Source organism: Flavobacterium sp. H122, assembly GCF_004959765.1.
Lineage (GTDB): Bacteria > Bacteroidota > Bacteroidia > Flavobacteriales > Flavobacteriaceae > Flavobacterium.
In genome coordinates this window covers 78,954-96,883 of record NZ_SJZD01000010.1, presented here as the reverse complement: position 1 = coordinate 96,883, position 17,930 = coordinate 78,954, and the positions used below count along the sequence as shown (strand labels likewise).

Annotated in this window: 13 protein-coding genes and 1 tRNA gene; 4 read left to right on the top strand and 10 right to left on the bottom strand. The window is 32.9% G+C overall.

Going from position 1 to position 17,930, the window contains the following annotated elements; all coding sequences use genetic code 11:
- Window positions 1-276 precede the first annotated feature (276 nt).
- From mnmG to EZM65_RS13875, 3 genes are all read right to left on the bottom strand, one after another.
- Window positions 277-2,148, bottom strand: coding sequence for a tRNA uridine-5-carboxymethylaminomethyl(34) synthesis enzyme MnmG (mnmG, locus tag EZM65_RS13885; protein ID WP_136669155.1), 1,872 nt, complete (start codon window positions 2,146-2,148; stop codon window positions 277-279).
- Window positions 2,149-2,358: 210 nt separating this feature from the next.
- Window positions 2,359-2,781, bottom strand: coding sequence for an rRNA maturation RNase YbeY (gene ybeY / locus EZM65_RS13880; protein WP_136669154.1), 423 nt, complete (start codon window positions 2,779-2,781; stop codon window positions 2,359-2,361).
- Entirely contained in the window at window positions 2,768-6,097 is a 3,330-nt protein-coding gene (locus EZM65_RS13875; protein WP_136669153.1) for a DUF4175 family protein, read from the bottom strand. Before EZM65_RS13875 ends, ybeY begins: the two co-directional genes overlap by 14 nt.
- A 124-nt stretch (window positions 6,098-6,221) precedes the next feature.
- On the opposite strand from EZM65_RS13875, the gene gltX reads away from it, so the two are divergent.
- Window positions 6,222-7,724: a glutamate--tRNA ligase gene (gltX, locus tag EZM65_RS13870; RefSeq protein WP_136669152.1), complete on the top strand. Its 1,503-nt coding sequence runs from the start codon at window positions 6,222-6,224 to the stop codon at window positions 7,722-7,724.
- A gap of 35 nt (window positions 7,725-7,759) precedes the next feature.
- Here gltX and EZM65_RS13865 read toward each other — a convergent pair whose 3' ends face one another.
- Complete coding sequence (locus EZM65_RS13865; RefSeq protein WP_136669151.1) at window positions 7,760-8,419, bottom strand: PorT family protein; 660 nt, start codon at window positions 8,417-8,419, stop codon at window positions 7,760-7,762.
- A gap of 107 nt (window positions 8,420-8,526) precedes the next feature.
- On the opposite strand from EZM65_RS13865, the gene EZM65_RS13860 reads away from it, so the two are divergent.
- Window positions 8,527-9,513, top strand: a complete 987-nt coding sequence (locus EZM65_RS13860) for an SPFH domain-containing protein (protein WP_136669150.1) — start codon at window positions 8,527-8,529, stop codon at window positions 9,511-9,513.
- A gap of 418 nt (window positions 9,514-9,931) precedes the next feature.
- Here the strand turns inward: EZM65_RS13860 and EZM65_RS13855 are convergent, their stop codons facing one another.
- Window positions 9,932-11,617, bottom strand: coding sequence for a glutamine--tRNA ligase/YqeY domain fusion protein (locus EZM65_RS13855; RefSeq protein WP_136669149.1), 1,686 nt, complete (start codon window positions 11,615-11,617; stop codon window positions 9,932-9,934).
- A 109-nt stretch (window positions 11,618-11,726) separates the two neighbouring features.
- Here EZM65_RS13855 and folB point away from each other — a divergent pair, with 109 nt between their 5' ends.
- Together folB and EZM65_RS13845 are read left to right on the top strand one after the other, a co-directional pair.
- Complete coding sequence (gene folB / locus EZM65_RS13850) at window positions 11,727-12,083, top strand: dihydroneopterin aldolase (protein ID WP_136669148.1); 357 nt, start codon at window positions 11,727-11,729, stop codon at window positions 12,081-12,083.
- 77 nt (window positions 12,084-12,160) lie between these two features.
- A tRNA-Cys gene (locus EZM65_RS13845) sits at window positions 12,161-12,231 on the top strand.
- A gap of 120 nt (window positions 12,232-12,351) precedes the next feature.
- Here the strand turns inward: EZM65_RS13845 and EZM65_RS13840 are convergent.
- The 5 genes from EZM65_RS13840 to rnr all read right to left on the bottom strand — a co-directional run bounded on the left by EZM65_RS13840 (window position 12,352) and on the right by rnr (window position 17,596).
- Entirely contained in the window at window positions 12,352-13,017 is a 666-nt protein-coding gene (locus tag EZM65_RS13840; protein WP_136669147.1) for a GldM family protein, read from the bottom strand.
- A 42-nt stretch (window positions 13,018-13,059) separates the two neighbouring features.
- Window positions 13,060-13,749 (bottom strand): LysE family translocator, encoded by a 690-nt coding sequence (locus EZM65_RS13835; protein WP_136669146.1) that lies wholly within the window; start codon window positions 13,747-13,749, stop codon window positions 13,060-13,062.
- Window positions 13,750-13,815: 66 nt separating this feature from the next.
- Entirely contained in the window at window positions 13,816-14,487 is a 672-nt protein-coding gene (locus tag EZM65_RS13830; protein WP_136669145.1) for a head GIN domain-containing protein, read from the bottom strand.
- 198 nt (window positions 14,488-14,685) lie between these two features.
- A complete protein-coding gene (locus EZM65_RS13825) occupies window positions 14,686-15,369 on the bottom strand; it encodes a head GIN domain-containing protein (RefSeq protein ID WP_136669144.1) in 684 nt (227 codons plus the stop codon).
- A 46-nt stretch (window positions 15,370-15,415) separates the two neighbouring features.
- Window positions 15,416-17,596, bottom strand: a complete 2,181-nt coding sequence (gene rnr / locus EZM65_RS13820) for a ribonuclease R (RefSeq protein WP_136669168.1) — start codon at window positions 17,594-17,596, stop codon at window positions 15,416-15,418.
- Between the last annotated feature and the right edge of the window lie 334 nt (window positions 17,597-17,930).

The window sequence follows — 17,930 nt, the reverse complement described above, 5'->3', positions numbered from 1 at the left end:
AAGTATATGCAGTTGTAAATTCTATTAAAAATTTCGAATATAAAGAATAATAAAAACAGCTGTTGGTATAATATATAATCTCCAAAAACGGATTTTATTTTCAAATTCAAAATTCTCGTTATTTTCAAACAACCATATTTCACGATTTTTTTCATAGAGTATCATTAAATAAATTATAATAAGAATAATAATTTCTATCAAAATTAAATAAACAATACTTACATCTTGAAATTTATCCATAAGCATTCCGTTCCACGTGAAACAAATTCAAGAAAATTATCTTCCCATATAAACCAACATCACTGAAATATCGTTAGGGGATACCCCACTAATACGAGATGCTTGAGATATAGTTACAGGTCGGATTCTTTTAAGTTTTTCTCGTGCTTCATAAGAAAGAGATTTTAGTTGGTCATAATCGAAATTATCCGGAATGCGGATATTCTCCAATCGGTGAAGCTTTTCAGCATTTGTTCTTTCCTTTTCGATATAACCGGAATACTTCACTTGGATTTCGGCTTGCTCTAAAATTTCTTTATCCAAAGTATTATTGGAAACGTATTCTTCAACTTTTTCGAATTTCCTCATATCATCCATTTCAATTTGGGGACGGGAGAAAATTTTAAACATTTTATCGCCTTGAATAATAGGAGTACTTTCTTTAGCTTCTAATACAGGATTTGCTTCTGCAACTGAAACCGAAGTTTCTTTGAAGAAGGCAACCATTTTATCAGCTTCATTAAATTTACATTCCATACGACGCATTCTGTCTTCGGATGCCAATCCAATTTTATGTGACATTGGTGTCAGACGATAATCGGCATTGTCCTGACGAAGTAAGGTACGATATTCAGCACGGGAAGTAAACATTCGGTAAGGTTCCTCAGTTCCTTTAGTAATTAAATCATCAATAAGCACTCCTATATACGCTTCATCACGTTTTAATGTAAACTCATCGCGCTCCTGAGCTTTGAGTGCCGCATTGATTCCTGCCATCAATCCTTGCGATGCCGCTTCTTCGTATCCGGTTGTTCCGTTAATCTGTCCTGCAAAATACAAACCGGAAATCAATTTGGTTTCCAAAGTATGTTTCAATTGGGTAGGAGGGAAGTAATCGTATTCGATTGCATAACCCGCTCGGAAGAATTTTACATTTTCAAAACCTTCCACCGAACGCAATGCTTTAAACTGAACATCTTCCGGCAACGAAGTAGAAAATCCGTTTACATAAACCTCTACTGTATTCCAACCTTCAGGTTCTACAAAAAGCTGATGACGGTCTTTATCTGCAAAGCGGTTAATCTTGTCTTCGATTGACGGACAGTAACGCGGGCCTAATGATTTTATACGGCCGTTGAACATTGGTGAACGGTCAAATCCCTCACGCAATAAATCATGCACAAGGGGAGAAGTATACGTCATATGACAATCACGTTGCACAGTCAACGGTTTTGTAATGTCTGAATATGAGAATTTAGCCGGATTAACATCTCCGGGTTCCACTCTCATTTTTGAATAATCTAACGAACGGCCATCTACACGCGGCGGTGTTCCTGTTTTCATTCTTCCGGATTGAAAACCTAATTTCACCAAGTCTTCTGTAATTCCGTACGAAGCACTTTCACCTGCACGGCCACCTCCAAATTGTTTGTCTCCAATATGAATCAAACCATTCAAAAAGGTACCGTTCGTCAGCACAATAGTTTTAGCAAAAATTGACAAACCAATGGCAGTTTTAACTCCAATTACTTTATCACCTTCATTCAAAATACCGGTAACCATTTCCTGATAAAAATCAAGGTTTGGAGTTTGCTCCAACATCAATCGCCATTCTTCTGAAAAACGCATACGGTCACTTTGACAACGCGGTGACCACATTGCAGGTCCTTTTGACTGGTTCAGCATTTTGAACTGGATTGCTGTCTTATCTGAAACAATTCCAGAATAACCACCAAGCGCATCAATCTCACGAACTATCTGTCCTTTTGCAATGCCTCCCATAGCAGGGTTACAAGACATTTGTGCAATGTTTTGCAGGCTCATGGTAATGAGCAACGTTTTACATCCCAAATTTGCAGCAGCTGCCGCGGCTTCACAACCTGCGTGCCCGGCTCCAACCACAATTACATCATACTTCTCTAAAAACATTTCCTCAATTATAAATTAAGAATTATATATTATTTTGTTTCACGTGGAACTTATTACTGTCCCGTTAAATTAAATTCAAATGTTTTACGTGAAACTTTTTCTTTTTGGTTATATTTTTTGTTTCACGTGGAACAAAAAATCCTACATTATTTAAACCCTAAACATAATAAAGATTTTTTTGTTTCACGTGGAACAGAATTAAAATTTTATTTAAAAATTTTTCACGTGAAACATTTTAATTTTTTCATCTTCTTTAGAACGCATTAACACTTCATCCGATTCTGATTTATCTTTATACCCACAGTAGTGTAATACGCCGTGAATCATAACACGTTTCAATTCATCCTCAAACGATACATTGAAATCAGAAGCATTATCCTGTACACGATCGACAGATATAAAAATGTCACCCGAAACAACATCTCCTTCTGTGTAATCAAAACTAATGATATCTGTTAAAGTATCATGGTCAAGATATTGCTGGTTTATATCCAACAGGTATTCATCATCACAAAAAACATAAGACAATTCACCCAGTTGCTTACCTTCGGAAACAACAACATTTTCAATCCATGAAGAATATAAATCTTCATCAGGAACCATAAAATCAATTTCGTAATTATAACTTATCATTGTTTCTAAAATAATCTTGAACGCGTTTATTAATTTGCGAGCGCAAAGGTAATGTTTGTCTGTTTAATATTTCAATACTATTCAAATATTCTTGCAACTTTTGAGGCAGGGCAGTAGCGTTGTTATTAAACTCATTTTTATTCGTATTTGATTCCCGCTTGTTATCCTGATTTTGTTCCTGCACAGCCTGCTCCAATTTTAAAAGTTCATATTTTAAATTAAGAGCCTTTTGTATTACCTGCTGTGAAAAGCCTTTATTAATTAATTGCTTTTCTATTTGCTTCATTTGCTCTAAAGCATTTCTGCCTTGCTGTCCCAAACCCTGACGCTCCAATTCTTTTTGAAGAGCATCTCGTAATTGCTGTTGCTCCTTTAAAATGTCCAAAATATCCTTAGCATTACCTTCACCATCCTGACCATTTTCACCTTCTTTACTACCGGGATTACCTTGCTGTCCGGGCTTGGAACCTTTTCCGCTTTCGGGTTTATTACCATCTTCACCCGGTTTCCCTTCTCCTGGATTTTTAGGTTTACCCTGTCCCATTTTTTTGGTTAGTTCTTCCTGACGCATAATAATATCCGGCAACTGCATACCATTTCCCTGACCGGGTTTAGGTGTTCCATGACCAGAACCTGACATGGACATTTGCAAACTATTTAAAACATCAGCAAGCAAATTGGCTAAATTGTTGGCACTTGTAAAAGTATATTGCTGACTTGAAGCACCACGGGCCATTTGATTTTCGGTAAAATAGTCAATGGATTTATCCATGTGATAGTATATAGTACCAATTTCTTTTGTGATATTCTCGCTGATTTTAGGATTGCGGAGAGACAGCGAAAACAAACTGTCATCAACGTGTTTGAACTGGAATTTTAAATCCTGCTGTGTTTTTATATGTTTGGAAAATGAATTTGAAGTTCCTTTAATAGCTTTGAAATTATTCATTAAACGTTCCTGTGAAAACGAAAACTTAAGCAGGTTGTCAACTATCTGACGAAGCATTTTTACATCTTCATTCATTTGTTCCTGTGCTCCTCCCTGCATTTCCATTTCCATAGATTTAGCCATTTGCTTCATTTTCTTCGAAGCACTTTTTTGACTTGGAGATGCTTTTTCCTTGTTATCTTTCTTCAACTCTTTGCTGGCATTTTGCATATCATTAGTAATGCTCTCCTGTTTTTCTTTATCGGAAGGAATATCCAAAGGTGTTTTTAATTCTTTATTTTCCTTATCTAAGTCGTTCAGGTCTTTTTGCAGATTATCGAATTCTTTATTAATTTGATTTTGCTTCTCCTCAGAATTTTCCTTACTATCAGAAAGCTCTTTCTGTTTGTCTCCAAGTTTATCTAACTTATCAGCCAATTGCTGGGCTTTCTTTTCTACATAATAACGTTTGGTTAATTCAACCAACTGTTCTAAACTTTTACTTTGGTTTTTCGACTTTTGCTGGAACTTTTCTATCTTATCAAACAAGTCTTCCTGTTGTAATTTATCATTAAGCTCCTTTAATTCATCGAGTAATTTTTTATTTTTCTCTAAGTCCTTATCAACATTCTCAAGACGTTTTTCAAGTTCTTCTTTTTTTGGATCGTTTTCTTTAGAGTTAAATTTATCCAGATTCTCTTTAATGTTTTTAGAGAATTTTTGCATCATCTCTTCCTGTTGTTTCTGGCGCTTGATGAAATCATTAATCTTTTGCTGATCTTTATAATCCAATTCCTTTTTTTCTTTTCCTGCCTGCTGCAGTTTTTCCAGTTCGGATTGTTGTTTCTCCTGAGCCTTTAAAGATTTGGAAAGACTATTAATATTATCATTTTGCTGTTGTAAATATTCTTCCTGCTTTTCTTCATTAGTAGCTTCACGGTGAGAAAACACAGAAGATTTAACCGACTTAAAACCATTGACAGCATCATTGTCTGAAACTTCAAAATAATATTCATAAGGAACACCGGCAGTAATGGCTAAGTTACTTGGGAAAGCAAAAACAAATTTATCATATACTCCTTGCTTGAAAGGCAACGTTCCACGTTTAGCCTGTTTCAAATTATCCTTTGGATAATACACAATACTCAAACGATTGAAACCATAATCATCAGAAATCTGACCTAAAACAAAAGGCTTTCCTGCCCGTAAACTATCCGGTGCTTCTTCAACTTTTATTGTTGGAAGCTGATCCTTGACAACATTAATGGAATACGATAGTTTTTCGTAGTTTTTTACAGCTTTATTTGAAGTAAGTATTTGATATTCTGAATTTTGATTGAAATTTTTAGTCAATTTGAATACATTATCTTCATTTTTAAAGTTGGTTACTAAAGAATTAGACTGAAACTGCACATTGTTTGTCGCAATTGCATTAATTTTCCATGTAACCGAAGTTCCTTCCGGAACCACAGCATTACCGGTTCCTTTTAAAATTTCATTTTTCTTTCCAAGATATTTAGGAAAAGACAAAAGCATTTCAAAATTTTCGATTGCTGGAACTGTCGTCACTTTTAAAGTATAATCAGCAGAAATAACTTCATTTGATTCTACTCTAAAACTGATATCTGAAACAGGTTTTTCAAAAGTATATTGAAACATACCTGGTTCCTTGCTTTCCATAAAATAGGTTTCATTTCCAATTACAATCATGGCTTTTTCAGGAATTACTTTACCAACAGCTTTAACTTTAAGAGTGAAATCCTTATTCTGTTCCGTAATTAATTTGTCAGTAAGAACTAATTGAAATGGAGAAGGTGGGGAGAACTGTTCATTGTAATTCACTACCCTATGCATACTTTGAGCAATAAATTCATCTTTTCCGGAAATCATAAAAAACAAAATGATTAACAATGGAATGATTGCTAATGGTAAAAACTTTTTGTTTTTACTATAATCAACAGCATTTGTAAAAGGAATAGGCTGTAATGATTTTGCCTTTTGTTCAATGGATGCCAGTAATAATTCTGACTGATTCTTATCTTGTGTTAACTGCAAAAAATTAGTAAGCTTATCATTAACATTAGTAAAATGCTGTCCAATGATAACCGAAGCGTCATTATAATCAATTCCCTTTTGAAGTTTAAATAACTTAAACAACGGGAACAGTATGAATCGAAATAACAAGAATATTTCAATAGTTATAAACAACCAAAACAAAATAGTTCGTCCTAAAGGTTTTAACCAAAGGAAGTATTCTACAAAACTGGTAAAAAGAAAATAAATAAGTCCTAAACCTACAAAAAACAATGTTCCACGTAGGAGTTCATTAGTATAAAATTTCTTTGTGAAATCTTCTAATTTTGCGAATATGATAGCTTTTGAATCCAATTTAAAATACAAACTTAATAACCTATAAAGTTAGTAAAATATCAATTACAAAAGCAATATTCAAAATCAACTAATTAAAGTGATTTCTAATAATGTATCTTTGCATTTTAAAAACAAAAAAACAATGTCAAAGCCAGTTAGAGTGCGTTTTGCACCTAGTCCAACAGGACCTTTACACATAGGCGGTGTTAGAACTGCTTTATTTAATTATTTATTTGCCAAAAAACATAATGGTACATTCTATTTAAGAATAGAAGATACTGATCAAACACGTTTTGTTCCGGGTGCTGAATCTTACATTTTTGAAGCGTTGGAATGGTTGGGTATTGCACCTGATGAAACCGTAGGGAAGAATGAAAAATTTGGTCCTTACCGTCAAAGCGAACGTAAAGCCATGTATAAACAATATGCTGACCAATTGATTGAAAATGGATGGGCATACTATGCCTTTGATACTGCTGATAAGTTAGATGAATTACGTAAATCAGCCGAGGGAGAAGGAAATACTTTTATCTACAATCATACTGTACGTGAGACTTTAGATAATTCATTAACTGTTTCACGTGAAGATGTTGAGAAACGCATAGCTAATGGAGAAGCTTATGTAGTACGTTTTAAAACACCTACTGACCAGACTTTGGAATTACAGGATATCATTCGTGGTGATGTAAAATTTGATACCAATTTATTAGACGATAAAGTTTTATTTAAAAGTGATGGAATGCCTACATACCATTTGGCTAACATAGTAGATGATCATTTAATGAAAACGTCTCATGTAATCCGTGGTGAAGAATGGTTACCATCTATGCCGTTACACGTTTTATTATATCAGGCATTTGGTTGGGAAGCACCGGAATTTGCTCATTTACCATTGATTTTAAAGCCAATTGGAAATGGTAAATTATCAAAAAGGGATGGTGATAAGATGGGATTCCCTGTGTTTCCTTTAGAGTGGAAAACGAAAGAAGGAACATCAATGGGGTATCGTGAAAATGGTTTCTTTCCGGAAGCCGTTGTTAATTTCCTGGCTTTATTAGGTTGGAATGACGGAACTGAACAAGAAATATTCTCATTGGATGAGTTGGTTCAAAAATTTGATTTAGCAAGGGTAAACAAGTCAGGAGCTAAATTTGATCCTGAAAAAAATAAATGGTTCAATCATCAATACTTACAAAAGCAAAGTGATGAACATTTAGCTGAAATGTTTCAAAAAATATTAGCTGAAAAAAACATATCTACAACACTTGATGTCACTCGAATAGTTTCATTAAACAAAGAGAGAGCTAACTTTGTCACTGATTTATGGGATTTAACAGATTATTTCTTTGAAGCGCCAACAAGCTATGATGAGAAAGCTGTAAAAAACTGGAAAGAAGAAACTCCGGAACTGATGAAACAATTAATTGCAGTTTTAGAAGGTATTTCAGACTTTACAAGTATGACTATAGAAACAACAGTAAAAGAGTGGTTAACGGCAAATGAAATAGGAATGGGAAAGGTTATGCAGCCCTTCCGTTTAAGTTTAGTTGGAAAGATGATGGGGCCACATTTATTTGATATAGTCGAAATTCTTGGTAAAGAAGAGACAATCAAACGTATTCGAAAAGCAATAGAAACTATATAAAAAGAAAGCCCTGCAAATGCAGGGCTTCTTTATTTTTACAGATTAAAAGTCAACTGTCCGCTTATCATTCCAAGATGTCCTTTAAAATCATTATTATTATTCTTTAGTTTTAAATCTGAGTATTTATTCAAATTATTAAACATATTGGTCAAGCCATACTGATAAAACAAATTGGCTCTGATAACTTTACCACCACCTGACAAACCAACAAAGAAATTAGCGTTGACTTTTGTAATATCAACAATATCATTAGCTGCTAAAGCTGTTTTGTTTATTATATTGTTTTTATCATTATCATCTACTTTTAATTTACCGTTGACTTGTAATACAGGACCAAAATCAAAACATAAATTATCATTAATTAAATGATAACTACCTAACAAGCGTATTTGTACACCGGATAATTTATATTTGACATCTTCTTTCTGTAATAAAGTATTTGTTGTTTCTACAGAGAAATTACTATCAGTAAACTGCATACCATAAATCATACTCCAGTTATCGTTATAAAAGTTCCCACGAACAGACAGACCTGCAATCCATCCTGATTCTGGTTTCGTATTAAAATTAGAAGTATAAACAGCAGTATTAGTTATACCACCGGAAATTCCTATACGGTTTCCATCATTCTTTCTATATTGAGAAAAACCTAGAAATGTAGATAAACTAAAAGTAATCAATAAAATACGTTTCATTTATGTAATTTTTTTGCGAAAGTAAACATTCTATTTTAGTTAAGAACTGTAACATTTAAAATAATTTAACGTATAATAAACATAACAAACTAATCTCTTTTAACATTATGGGACCATTTACATTAGCCATTTTATTTTTTGGCTTTTTAATTTTACTTTCTTCTTTTTTCACAGTAAAACAGCAAACAGCAGTTGTTATTGAACGTTTTGGTAAATTTCAAAGTATCAGAAATTCCGGATTACAACTTAAAATTCCTATTATCGACCGTATTGCAGGTAGGGTAAATCTGAGAATTCAACAATTAGATGTTATCATCGAAACACAAACAAAAGACAATGTATTTGTTAAAATGAAGGTTTCGGTACAGTTTAAAGTAATACAGGAACATGTGTATGAAGCTTTTTACAAATTAGAATATCCACACGATCAGATTACTGCTTATGTATTTGATGTGGTTCGTGCTGAAGTGCCTAAACTAATTTTGGATGATGTTTTTGTACGTAAAGATGATATTGCTATCGCCGTAAAACGTGAGTTAAACGAAGCAATGATGGCCTATGGTTATGACATCATTAATACGTTAGTAACTGATATTGACCCGGATATCCAGGTAAAAAATGCTATGAATAGAATTAATGCAGCCGAAAGAGAAAAAACTGCAGCCATGTTTGAATCGGAAGCACAACGTATTCGTATTGTTGCCAAAGCCAAAGCAGAAGCAGAAAGTAAAAAATTACAAGGACAAGGTATTGCTGATCAGCGTCGTGAAATTGCCCGCGGATTGGTAGAAAGTGTTGAAGTATTAAATAATGTAGGTATCAATTCGCAAGAAGCATCTGCTTTAATTGTAATTACACAACACTATGATACACTACAAGCTATTGGTGCCGATACCAATTCGAACTTGATTTTATTACCGAACTCGCCTCAAGCCGGAAGTGACATGCTGAACAACATGGTTGCCTCTTTTACAGCCAGTAATCAAATTGGGGAACAAATGAAAAATCAACCCAAACGTGTAAAGAAAAATACAGATCACACTTCAAGTGATTTTAATCCATCGGATACTTCAAATCCAACACCTGAAGTTTAAAAAATAATTTCTTTAAAAGAGAGTTTCAGAAATGAAGCTCTTTTTTTTATCCAATAATTTTTTAAATCAAATTTTCTCAGATTTCAAAAATTGAACTGTCAAAAAATGTTTTTTGATTTCACTATAGTCTTTTTGGCTAAAAACGAAGGTAAAAACACTAAAAATTAAAACAAAGCGATTTAAAAGACTTTCATTATTATAAATGCAAATTCACCTTACTTAAAAAATAAAATCAAGCAGAAATCATTTATGAAAGTCATTTTTAATTTATAAAAACTATTATTTTTAAATTAAAATAACTAAAAACTATTATTATAATTATTTATCAAAAATTAAATGAAAAATAAGTAATTTCTATAAATAAAAAACACTTACCAAAAATTGATAAGTGTTATAGAATTTTTATATAAAAAGTGTTTTACTCTTTACTTTCAACTTTTGCCCAGGTATCTCTCAAACCAACAGTTTTGTTGAAAACTAATTTTTGATCAGTTGAATCTCTATCGGTACAAAAATATCCTAACCGTTGAAATTGGAAATGATCCAACTCTTTTGTGGTTTCTAAACTTGGTTCGACATAACCAGTAATCACTTTTAAAGAATCTGGATTAATATATTCTTTAAAATCAACTTCTTTATTTCCATCAGGATTTTCGTGTGTAAATAAACGGTCATAAACTCTGATTTCAGCTTCTAAAGCATGTTTTGTTGAAACCCAGTGAATAGTTCCTTTTACTTTACGTTTACTTGCTTCAGAACCACTTCCTGAACGTGAATCATCATCATACGATGCATGAATTTCAGTAATATTACCGTTTTCATCTTTTACAACTGATTCACCTTTAATGATATAAGCATTTTTTAAACGCACTTCAGTACCTAAAGTCAAACGGAAGAATTTTTTATCTGCCTCTTCTTTAAAATCATCTCTTTCGATATAAATTTCTTTAGAAAAAGGCACTTTTCTGTACGTCATTACCTCTTCTTCAGGGTTGTTTTCTGCTTCTAGCCATTCTTCCTGAACTTCCGGATAATTAGTTATAACCAATTTAACCGGATCTAAAACAGCCATGACACGTGGTGCGGTTTTATTTAAATCTTCACGGACGCAAAACTCCAATAAAGAAACGTCAATCAAATTAGTGCGTTTAGCAATACCAATAGTGTCAGCAAAATTACGGATAGCCATAGGAGTATAACCGCGACGGCGCATACCAGAAATAGTACTCATACGAGGATCATCCCAACCTGATACGTGTCCTTCTTGCACTAGTTGTAATAATTTTCGTTTAGAAACAACTGTGTGCGATAGGTTTCTACGGGCAAATTCACGCTGTTTAGGACGTACTTTTGAAGTATCATAGATATTATCTAAAAACCAATCGTAAAGCTCTCTATGAGGTAAAAATTCCAGTGTACACAGTGAATGTGAAATCTGTTCCATATAATCACTTTCACCATGAGCCCAGTCATACATAGGGTAAATACACCATTTATCTCCGGTTCTATGATGGTGTTCATGCATAATACGGTACATCAATGGATCACGCATCAGCATATTAGGTGAAGCCATATCAATTTTTGCACGTAAAACGTATGAACCGTTAGGAAATTCACCGTTTTTCATACGTGTCAATAAATCTAAATTCTCTTCAATAGAACGGTCTCTGTTGGGACTATTTACTCCAGGTTGGGTAGGTGTTCCTTTTTGTTTGGCCATTTCCTCTGATGATAAATTATCAACATAGGCTTTGCCTTTTTTAATTAATTCAACCGCCCAATCATATAATTCCTGGAAATAATCAGAAGCATAACATTCTCTATCCCAATTAAAACCAAGCCATTCTACATCACGCTTGATAGCATCTACATATTCCTGTTCTTCTTTAGAAGGGTTAGTATCGTCAAAACGAAGGTTTACAGGAGCATTATAGTTTAATCCCAAACCAAAATTTAAGCAAATGGCACTGGCATGACCCACATGCAGATAACCATTAGGTTCAGGTGGAAAACGAAAACGTAATTTATCTTTTGGCAAACCATTTTTTAAATCTTCTTCTATGATTTGCTCAATAAAATTCAGTGATTTTTCAGTATTTGACATGTTAATTTTTATACTTTTGACAAAGATAGAAAAAAGAGTTTAGAAGTTGAGAGGTTAAGTCGTTTAGAAATGATAAACCAACATCTAAACTCCTAAACTTTTAAACAGAATGGGAGTTATTAAACTTAAAAACATACGTACATTTTCCTACCACGGTTGTTTAGTTGAAGAAAGTAAAATAGGGAGTAATTACCGTGTGGATTTAGAAATTGAAGCCGATTTATCAACATCAGCTGTTAGTGATAAACTGGCAGATACAGTTGATTATGTACATTTAAACAGAATTGTTGTTGAAGAAATGGCTATCCGTTCTGAATTACTGGAACATGCTGCCAAAAGAATCGTTGACAGAACCTTAAAAGAACTGATTTTAGTAAATAGGGTAGAAGTAGAAGTATCAAAATTAAATCCGCCTATAGGTGGTGATGTTGAAGAAGTTACAATAATTCTATCTAAAAAAAGATAAAAGAGTAAAGAAAAAAGACATTCTTTTGACTTTTGACTTTTAAACTTTAAACTTTTTATTATATTTGCACCCACAATGGCGTCGTGGCCGAGCGGCTAGGCACCGGTCTGCAAAACCGTCTACCCCGGTTCGAATCCGGGCGATGCCTCAAAAGAGTTACTATTTCTAGTAACTCTTTTTTTATGAATAATTTTTAAAATAAACTTCAATAAAAAAAGAGCAATTAATAATTGCTCTTTTCATTTTTATTATTGTGAAATTAAACACCTTAAACTTTTCTTATCTTAACTACAGGTGTTTTAGCTATAGATAAATTCAAATCGGAGGCAAAGGTAAACTTGTGGATAATAATTAATGAGGCTTTATTATTTGCTGCAATAGCATCATAGACATCCTGCGGAATCTTATTTCCTTTTACTTCAAAACTATCTAAAAAATCACCGTTACTGCTGGTTAAATTAACTCTGAATCCAGTTACTGAAATATTATAATCTAAAAGATAATCGATCAGTTTTACAGTAACTTCTGCATTTAGAAGCTCTTTACCCGGCATTTCAATAACACAGTCTCCGTTAATACAACCTTTGTTATTAACAAGTAAAGCAGCATAAGGCAAATCTTTTACTCTGAATGTATGTTCTTCAGTAACTTTAGTACTATCTGAAGTTTCAATCTCAACTACTACTTTAGTATCGCTGCCTTTTTTTGGCTGTAAAGCATATGTACCGTCAAGATTTTGAAAAACGTATTCGCCTTTTACTTTATAAGGTTTGGCTTCTTTAACGTTAACGGAAATAGGATTGGGAATTCCTTTATAAACAACATTTAATTTATTTAATCCAATTAATGAAAGATTAGGTTTTGCTACTGTTGTGGAATCATTCTGAGCATAAAATGACAATGAAAACAGAATAAAAAATAATAATTTTTTCATAGGTAATTTAGTAGGTTTGGTTAGATTATAAACTTTGAAATACTATTTCTGAAGCTGTTCGATTTTCTTTTCAATCATTTCTTTTTCATTAGGGAAAAAGCCTTGGGCGATTAAGAAGAAACCGAAAATCATTAAAATAACACTTATTATTCGCTTGATTTTATGAATATTATGTTTGTTTAAACGTGATTTTAATTGTTTTGCTACCAAAATTTTTACCACATCAATAGCAATATAAGACAAAATTATGGTAGTAATAAAAGTAATAATACGGCTGGTTTCCATGTTCAGTTTAGGTGCAAAAACAATAATAACTCCCATCCAGAAAGCCAGTACACCAATGTTGATAAAGTTTAAAAAGAAACCTTTGAAAAATAAACCTAAATAGTTCTTTTTATTGATATCATCAACAACATCATCCATTTCTTCTTTTTGTTTCTTTTCGTATTTCTTTTTCTCGCTGATGTAGGAAATAAGTCCGTAACCAAACATTAGAATACCGCCAAAAATAAAAAGACGTGGATTGTCTTTCAATTTTTCGAGAATCTGATTCGTACTGAAATAAGCAATCAGGATAAAAACAAAATCACCAAAAACCACACCTGCATCAAGTACCATTGCAGCTCTGAAACCTTTAGTAATACTGGTTTCAAGTAAAACAAAAAAAACCGGACCTATAGTAAACGCTAATAAAAATCCCCAAGGAATTGCTGATAGAATATCGTTAATCATCAAAAACTTTTTAAGATACGGCAAGTTAGTTTTATATTCTTAAAAAATCTAATTAAACGAATCAATTTATTTCATGATTATATCGCCTCCCAAAATCAATTGCTTGTTCACTTTTTTTGGATTGCCGTGAATAAAAATACTTCCGCCTGCACGGACTTTTGCATCTACAACCTGTGAAGCGTTTACATATATTTCTCCCCCGGCGTTAACATTCACATTAGCTTGTTTTACAATGCAGTCTTTTGCAAAAACTTTTGAAGAATTACTTGCGACAACATCCATATTTTCAGTCGTTCCCAGTAAATCAAGTTTTGAACCCTGTGAAAGCCTGGCGTTGATTTTATCGGCTTTCAGATTAAGTTTAATCTTGGAACTTTCCTTACCGATAATATCAAAACTTGGTGAAGTTATGGTAGTGGCAGATCCAATATTGCTTCCGCCATTGGCTTCAACTGAAATAAGTTTTACAAAATAAACTTTAGCCAAAATATCATTCCCTTTTGATTCATCAGCAAGCGGAAACTTAATTTTAAGTTCGTTGTTCTCAGTAATTAATTCAACCTTATCAGCGTTAAAACCGGAAATTTCGACTTTATTTTCAGTCGATGGAATCAGGAAAACTGTAATCTGGTCATATGCGGTAACTTTAGAAAAATCTCCCACTTTTCTTTCTATCTGAGAATAAACTAAAAAAGGAAATACTAAAAGAAACAGTATAAAAAATACTCTGTTTTTCATATTTACAATGGTTTACAAATTAGTAAAATGATAAAAATAAATAGGTTAAAACCTTTTATACCATTAAGTTATAATTTAAAAACAGAGAATTACCAAAAAATCGATTAAGTGTATAAATACTATGTGAGTGGATAAAAAAAGCCGGTTCAAAAGAAATTCCTTTGAACCGGCCTGATTGTTTTAAACGAATTAATTTAATTAATCACTATCTTTTATAATTTGGATGTTGCCTCCTAAAACTATTTTTTGATTTACTTGTTTGGGCTTTCCGTAAACAGTAATTTTTCCTCCCGCACGGGCTTTGGCTTCAACCACGTCATAAGCGCTGATATCTATCTGACCGCCGGCATTTACGGTAACTGTTGCCTGCTGGGTCTTACACTTGGATGCATCTAAAATTCCGCCGGCAGTAGCCACTGCATCGATATTTTGAGCATTTCCGGAAAGACTGATAACTGCACCACTGGATGTTTTAACCGATATTTTTGAAGCTTCAACACCAACTTTAATATTACCGCCTTCTTTAGCAATGATTTCAAAAATACTGGCTTTTATATTATCACTGCTGATGATAAGACTGCCTTCATTAGCTTCAAGTCCTTCCAGCTTTTTGTAATAAACCGAGGCTACTACATCATCACCTTTTAAAAGCTTTCCTACCGGCATTCTGACTTTTAATTCACCATTGTTGTTAACCAGATCAACCTGATCAGAATTGGTTCCTGATAATTCAATTTTATTTTCATTGGATGGAACCAAATGAATCTCAATTTTATCAAAACCAGTTACTTTAGTAAAACTTCCTAACGACTTTGTAGTTTGCGCATTTCCATGTATCAAAAAAAAAGAAACCAGAGAGAATGCTAAAAAATGTTTTTTCATAATCATTTTGTTTTTTGAAAACTGCTGACAAAAAACAGTCAACCAATTATTCGTTTCTTCTGATGAAATGGTAATCCAATTGTTTTTTGACTAAATCAGCATTTTTTACTTTTACCCAGACTTCATCTCCTAATTGCAATAAACTTTTGGTCATTTCACCAACTAATGCATATTGCTTTTCATCAAACGTATAATAGTCGTCTTTTATTTCACGAATGCGAACCATTCCTTCACATTTGTTTTCGATAATCTCAACATAGATACCCCATTCAGTCACTCCGGAAATAACACCTAAAAATTCCTGATCTTTATGATCCTGCATGTATTTTACCTGCATGTATTTGATGGAATCACGTTCGGCATTGGTAGCACTGTTTTCCATGTTAGAAGAATGCACACATTTTTCTTCGTAAACTTCTTCATCAGCACTTTTACCGCCATCAAGATAATACTGCAATAATCGATGTACCATCACATCGGGATATCGTCGGATAGGTGAAGTAAAGTGTGAATAATAATCAAAAGCCAATCCGTAGTGGCCAATGTTATCAGTTGAATATTTAGCTTTACTCATAGTTCGGATAGCTAAAGTATCGACCATATTTTGTTCTTTCTTCCCTACCACATCTTCCAATAAAATATTCAATGATTTGGAAATAGCTTCTTTTGATTTAAAATTTAAACTATATCCAAATTTTGAAATTACTCCCTGAAGGTTCATTAGTTTATTTTCATCTGGTTCATCGTGGATACGATACACAAAAGTTTTCTTTTGCTTACCAATGAATTCAGCCACTTTTCTATTGGCTAAAAGCATGAATTCTTCAATCAAATGATTGGCATCTTTGGCTATTTTGAAATAAACACCAACTGGTTCATCATTGTCATCCAATTTGAATTTCACTTCAACTTTATCAAAAGAAATAGCACCATTGTTCATACGGTTTCTTCTTAAAATTTTAGCCAGTTCATCCAACATCAAAGTTGCTTCTTTGATTTCCTTGGTTACAACATATTCACTTCCGGTCAATGAAATTTCAGCAGGAATTGTATCTGATTTTGTTTCAATAATATGCTGTGCTTCTTCATAAGCAAATCGCTGGTCAGAATAAATAACGGTTCTTCCAAACCATTGATTGATTACCTGTGCTTTCGGGCTGATTTCAAATACGGCTGAGAAAGTATATTTTTCTTCATTTGGTCGTAACGAACAGGCAAAATTACTCAAGACTTCAGGAAGCATTGGAACAACTCTATCCACTAAATACACAGAAGTAGCGCGTTTGAATGCTTCATCATCAAGAATAGTTCCTTCTTGTACATAGTGGGAAACATCGGCAATATGAACACCAATTTCAAAATTTCCATTTTCCAATCTTTGAAAAGAAAGCGCATCGTCAAAATCTTTAGCATCTTTTGGGTCAATAGTAAATGTCAACACATTTCGCATATCACGACGCTTGGCAATTTCTTCTGCTTGAATAGAAGTATCCAATTTTTTAGCATACGCTTCAACTTCCAATGGAAAATCATAGGGCAGACCATATTCAGCAAGAATAGCATGAATCTCGGTATCATGTTCACCAGGACGACCCAGTACTTTTAAAATAGTTCCAAAAGGTGAATCTGCTTTTTTAGGCCAGTCTTCTATTTTAGCTAAAACGACATCACCATCTTTTGCTTCACAAATTTTATCTTTAGGAATAAAAATATCGGTATACATTTTAGCATTGGCAGTAGTAACAAAAGCAAAATTCTTTTGTACATCAATAACCCCGACAAATTCTGTCTTTTTTCTTTCTAAAACTTCAATTACTTCAGCTTCAGGGCGTTTACCTTTTCTTCGGTTATACACATATACTTTTACTTTATCTCCATCCAGTGCATGATTCAAATTATTCGTTGGAATAAATACATCTTCTTCAAAATCTTCTGAAATAAAATATGCTGTTTTACGCGACGTCATATCAATTATACCTTCGTAGTAATCCTGACTTTGCGCTTTTACAATATACTTACCTGGTTCTATTTCAATAATCTGCTTCTTTGAAGCTAAAATTTTAAGGTCTTTAATAATTTCATTTCGGCTTTTGGTATCATCTACTTCTAATTTAGCCGCTATCTGTTTGTAGTTAAAGGGTTTATTCGCTTCTTTTGAAAGTATCTTTAAAATCTTTCCGGAAAAATCTTTTACTCCTTTACTAAATCTTCTAGGCTTTTTATTCATCTTCATTTTTAATTACAGCTGAAAATTACAAAATAGTTTACAGTTATCTATAAACAGTAATCAGTTTTAAATTAAATATAACTTTTCATTTTCTATTTTAACTTTAACATTTTTAATTTTTTTTAAATTCAAGAGTTTTCAACAATAACTAAAAACAACAAAAAAAGATTTTTTAAATTTAAAATTTATGATTGTTATAATAGGGTGTTAATAAGCCTTAAAACTTTTGTGTTTTTGTCATTGTTATGGAGTTTTCCAAAGTTATACAACGTTATCAACATAGTTATAAAAGGATAAATATTTGAAATTAAAGAAAATATATTTCATTATTAAC

Coding starts and splice junctions, on each gene's coding strand:
- EZM65_RS13865 (WP_136669151.1), bottom strand. CDS start 8,419: ATGAAACGTATTTTATTGATTACTTTTAGTTTATCTACATTTCTAGGT.
- EZM65_RS13840 (WP_136669147.1), bottom strand. CDS start 13,017: ATGAAAAAATTATTATTTTTTATTCTGTTTTCATTGTCATTTTATGCT.
- EZM65_RS13825 (WP_136669144.1), bottom strand. CDS start 15,369: ATGAAAAAACATTTTTTAGCATTCTCTCTGGTTTCTTTTTTTTTGATA.
- ybeY (WP_136669154.1), bottom strand. CDS start 2,781: ATGATAAGTTATAATTACGAAATTGATTTTATGGTTCCTGATGAAGAT.
- EZM65_RS13860 (WP_136669150.1), top strand. CDS start 8,527: ATGGGACCATTTACATTAGCCATTTTATTTTTTGGCTTTTTAATTTTA.
- EZM65_RS13835 (WP_136669146.1), bottom strand. CDS start 13,749: ATGATTAACGATATTCTATCAGCAATTCCTTGGGGATTTTTATTAGCG.
- gltX (WP_136669152.1), top strand. CDS start 6,222: ATGTCAAAGCCAGTTAGAGTGCGTTTTGCACCTAGTCCAACAGGACCT.
- EZM65_RS13830 (WP_136669145.1), bottom strand. CDS start 14,487: ATGAAAAACAGAGTATTTTTTATACTGTTTCTTTTAGTATTTCCTTTT.
- mnmG (WP_136669155.1), bottom strand. CDS start 2,148: ATGTTTTTAGAGAAGTATGATGTAATTGTGGTTGGAGCCGGGCACGCA.
- folB (WP_136669148.1), top strand. CDS start 11,727: ATGGGAGTTATTAAACTTAAAAACATACGTACATTTTCCTACCACGGT.
- EZM65_RS13855 (WP_136669149.1), bottom strand. CDS start 11,617: ATGTCAAATACTGAAAAATCACTGAATTTTATTGAGCAAATCATAGAA.
- rnr (WP_136669168.1), bottom strand. CDS start 17,596: ATGAATAAAAAGCCTAGAAGATTTAGTAAAGGAGTAAAAGATTTTTCC.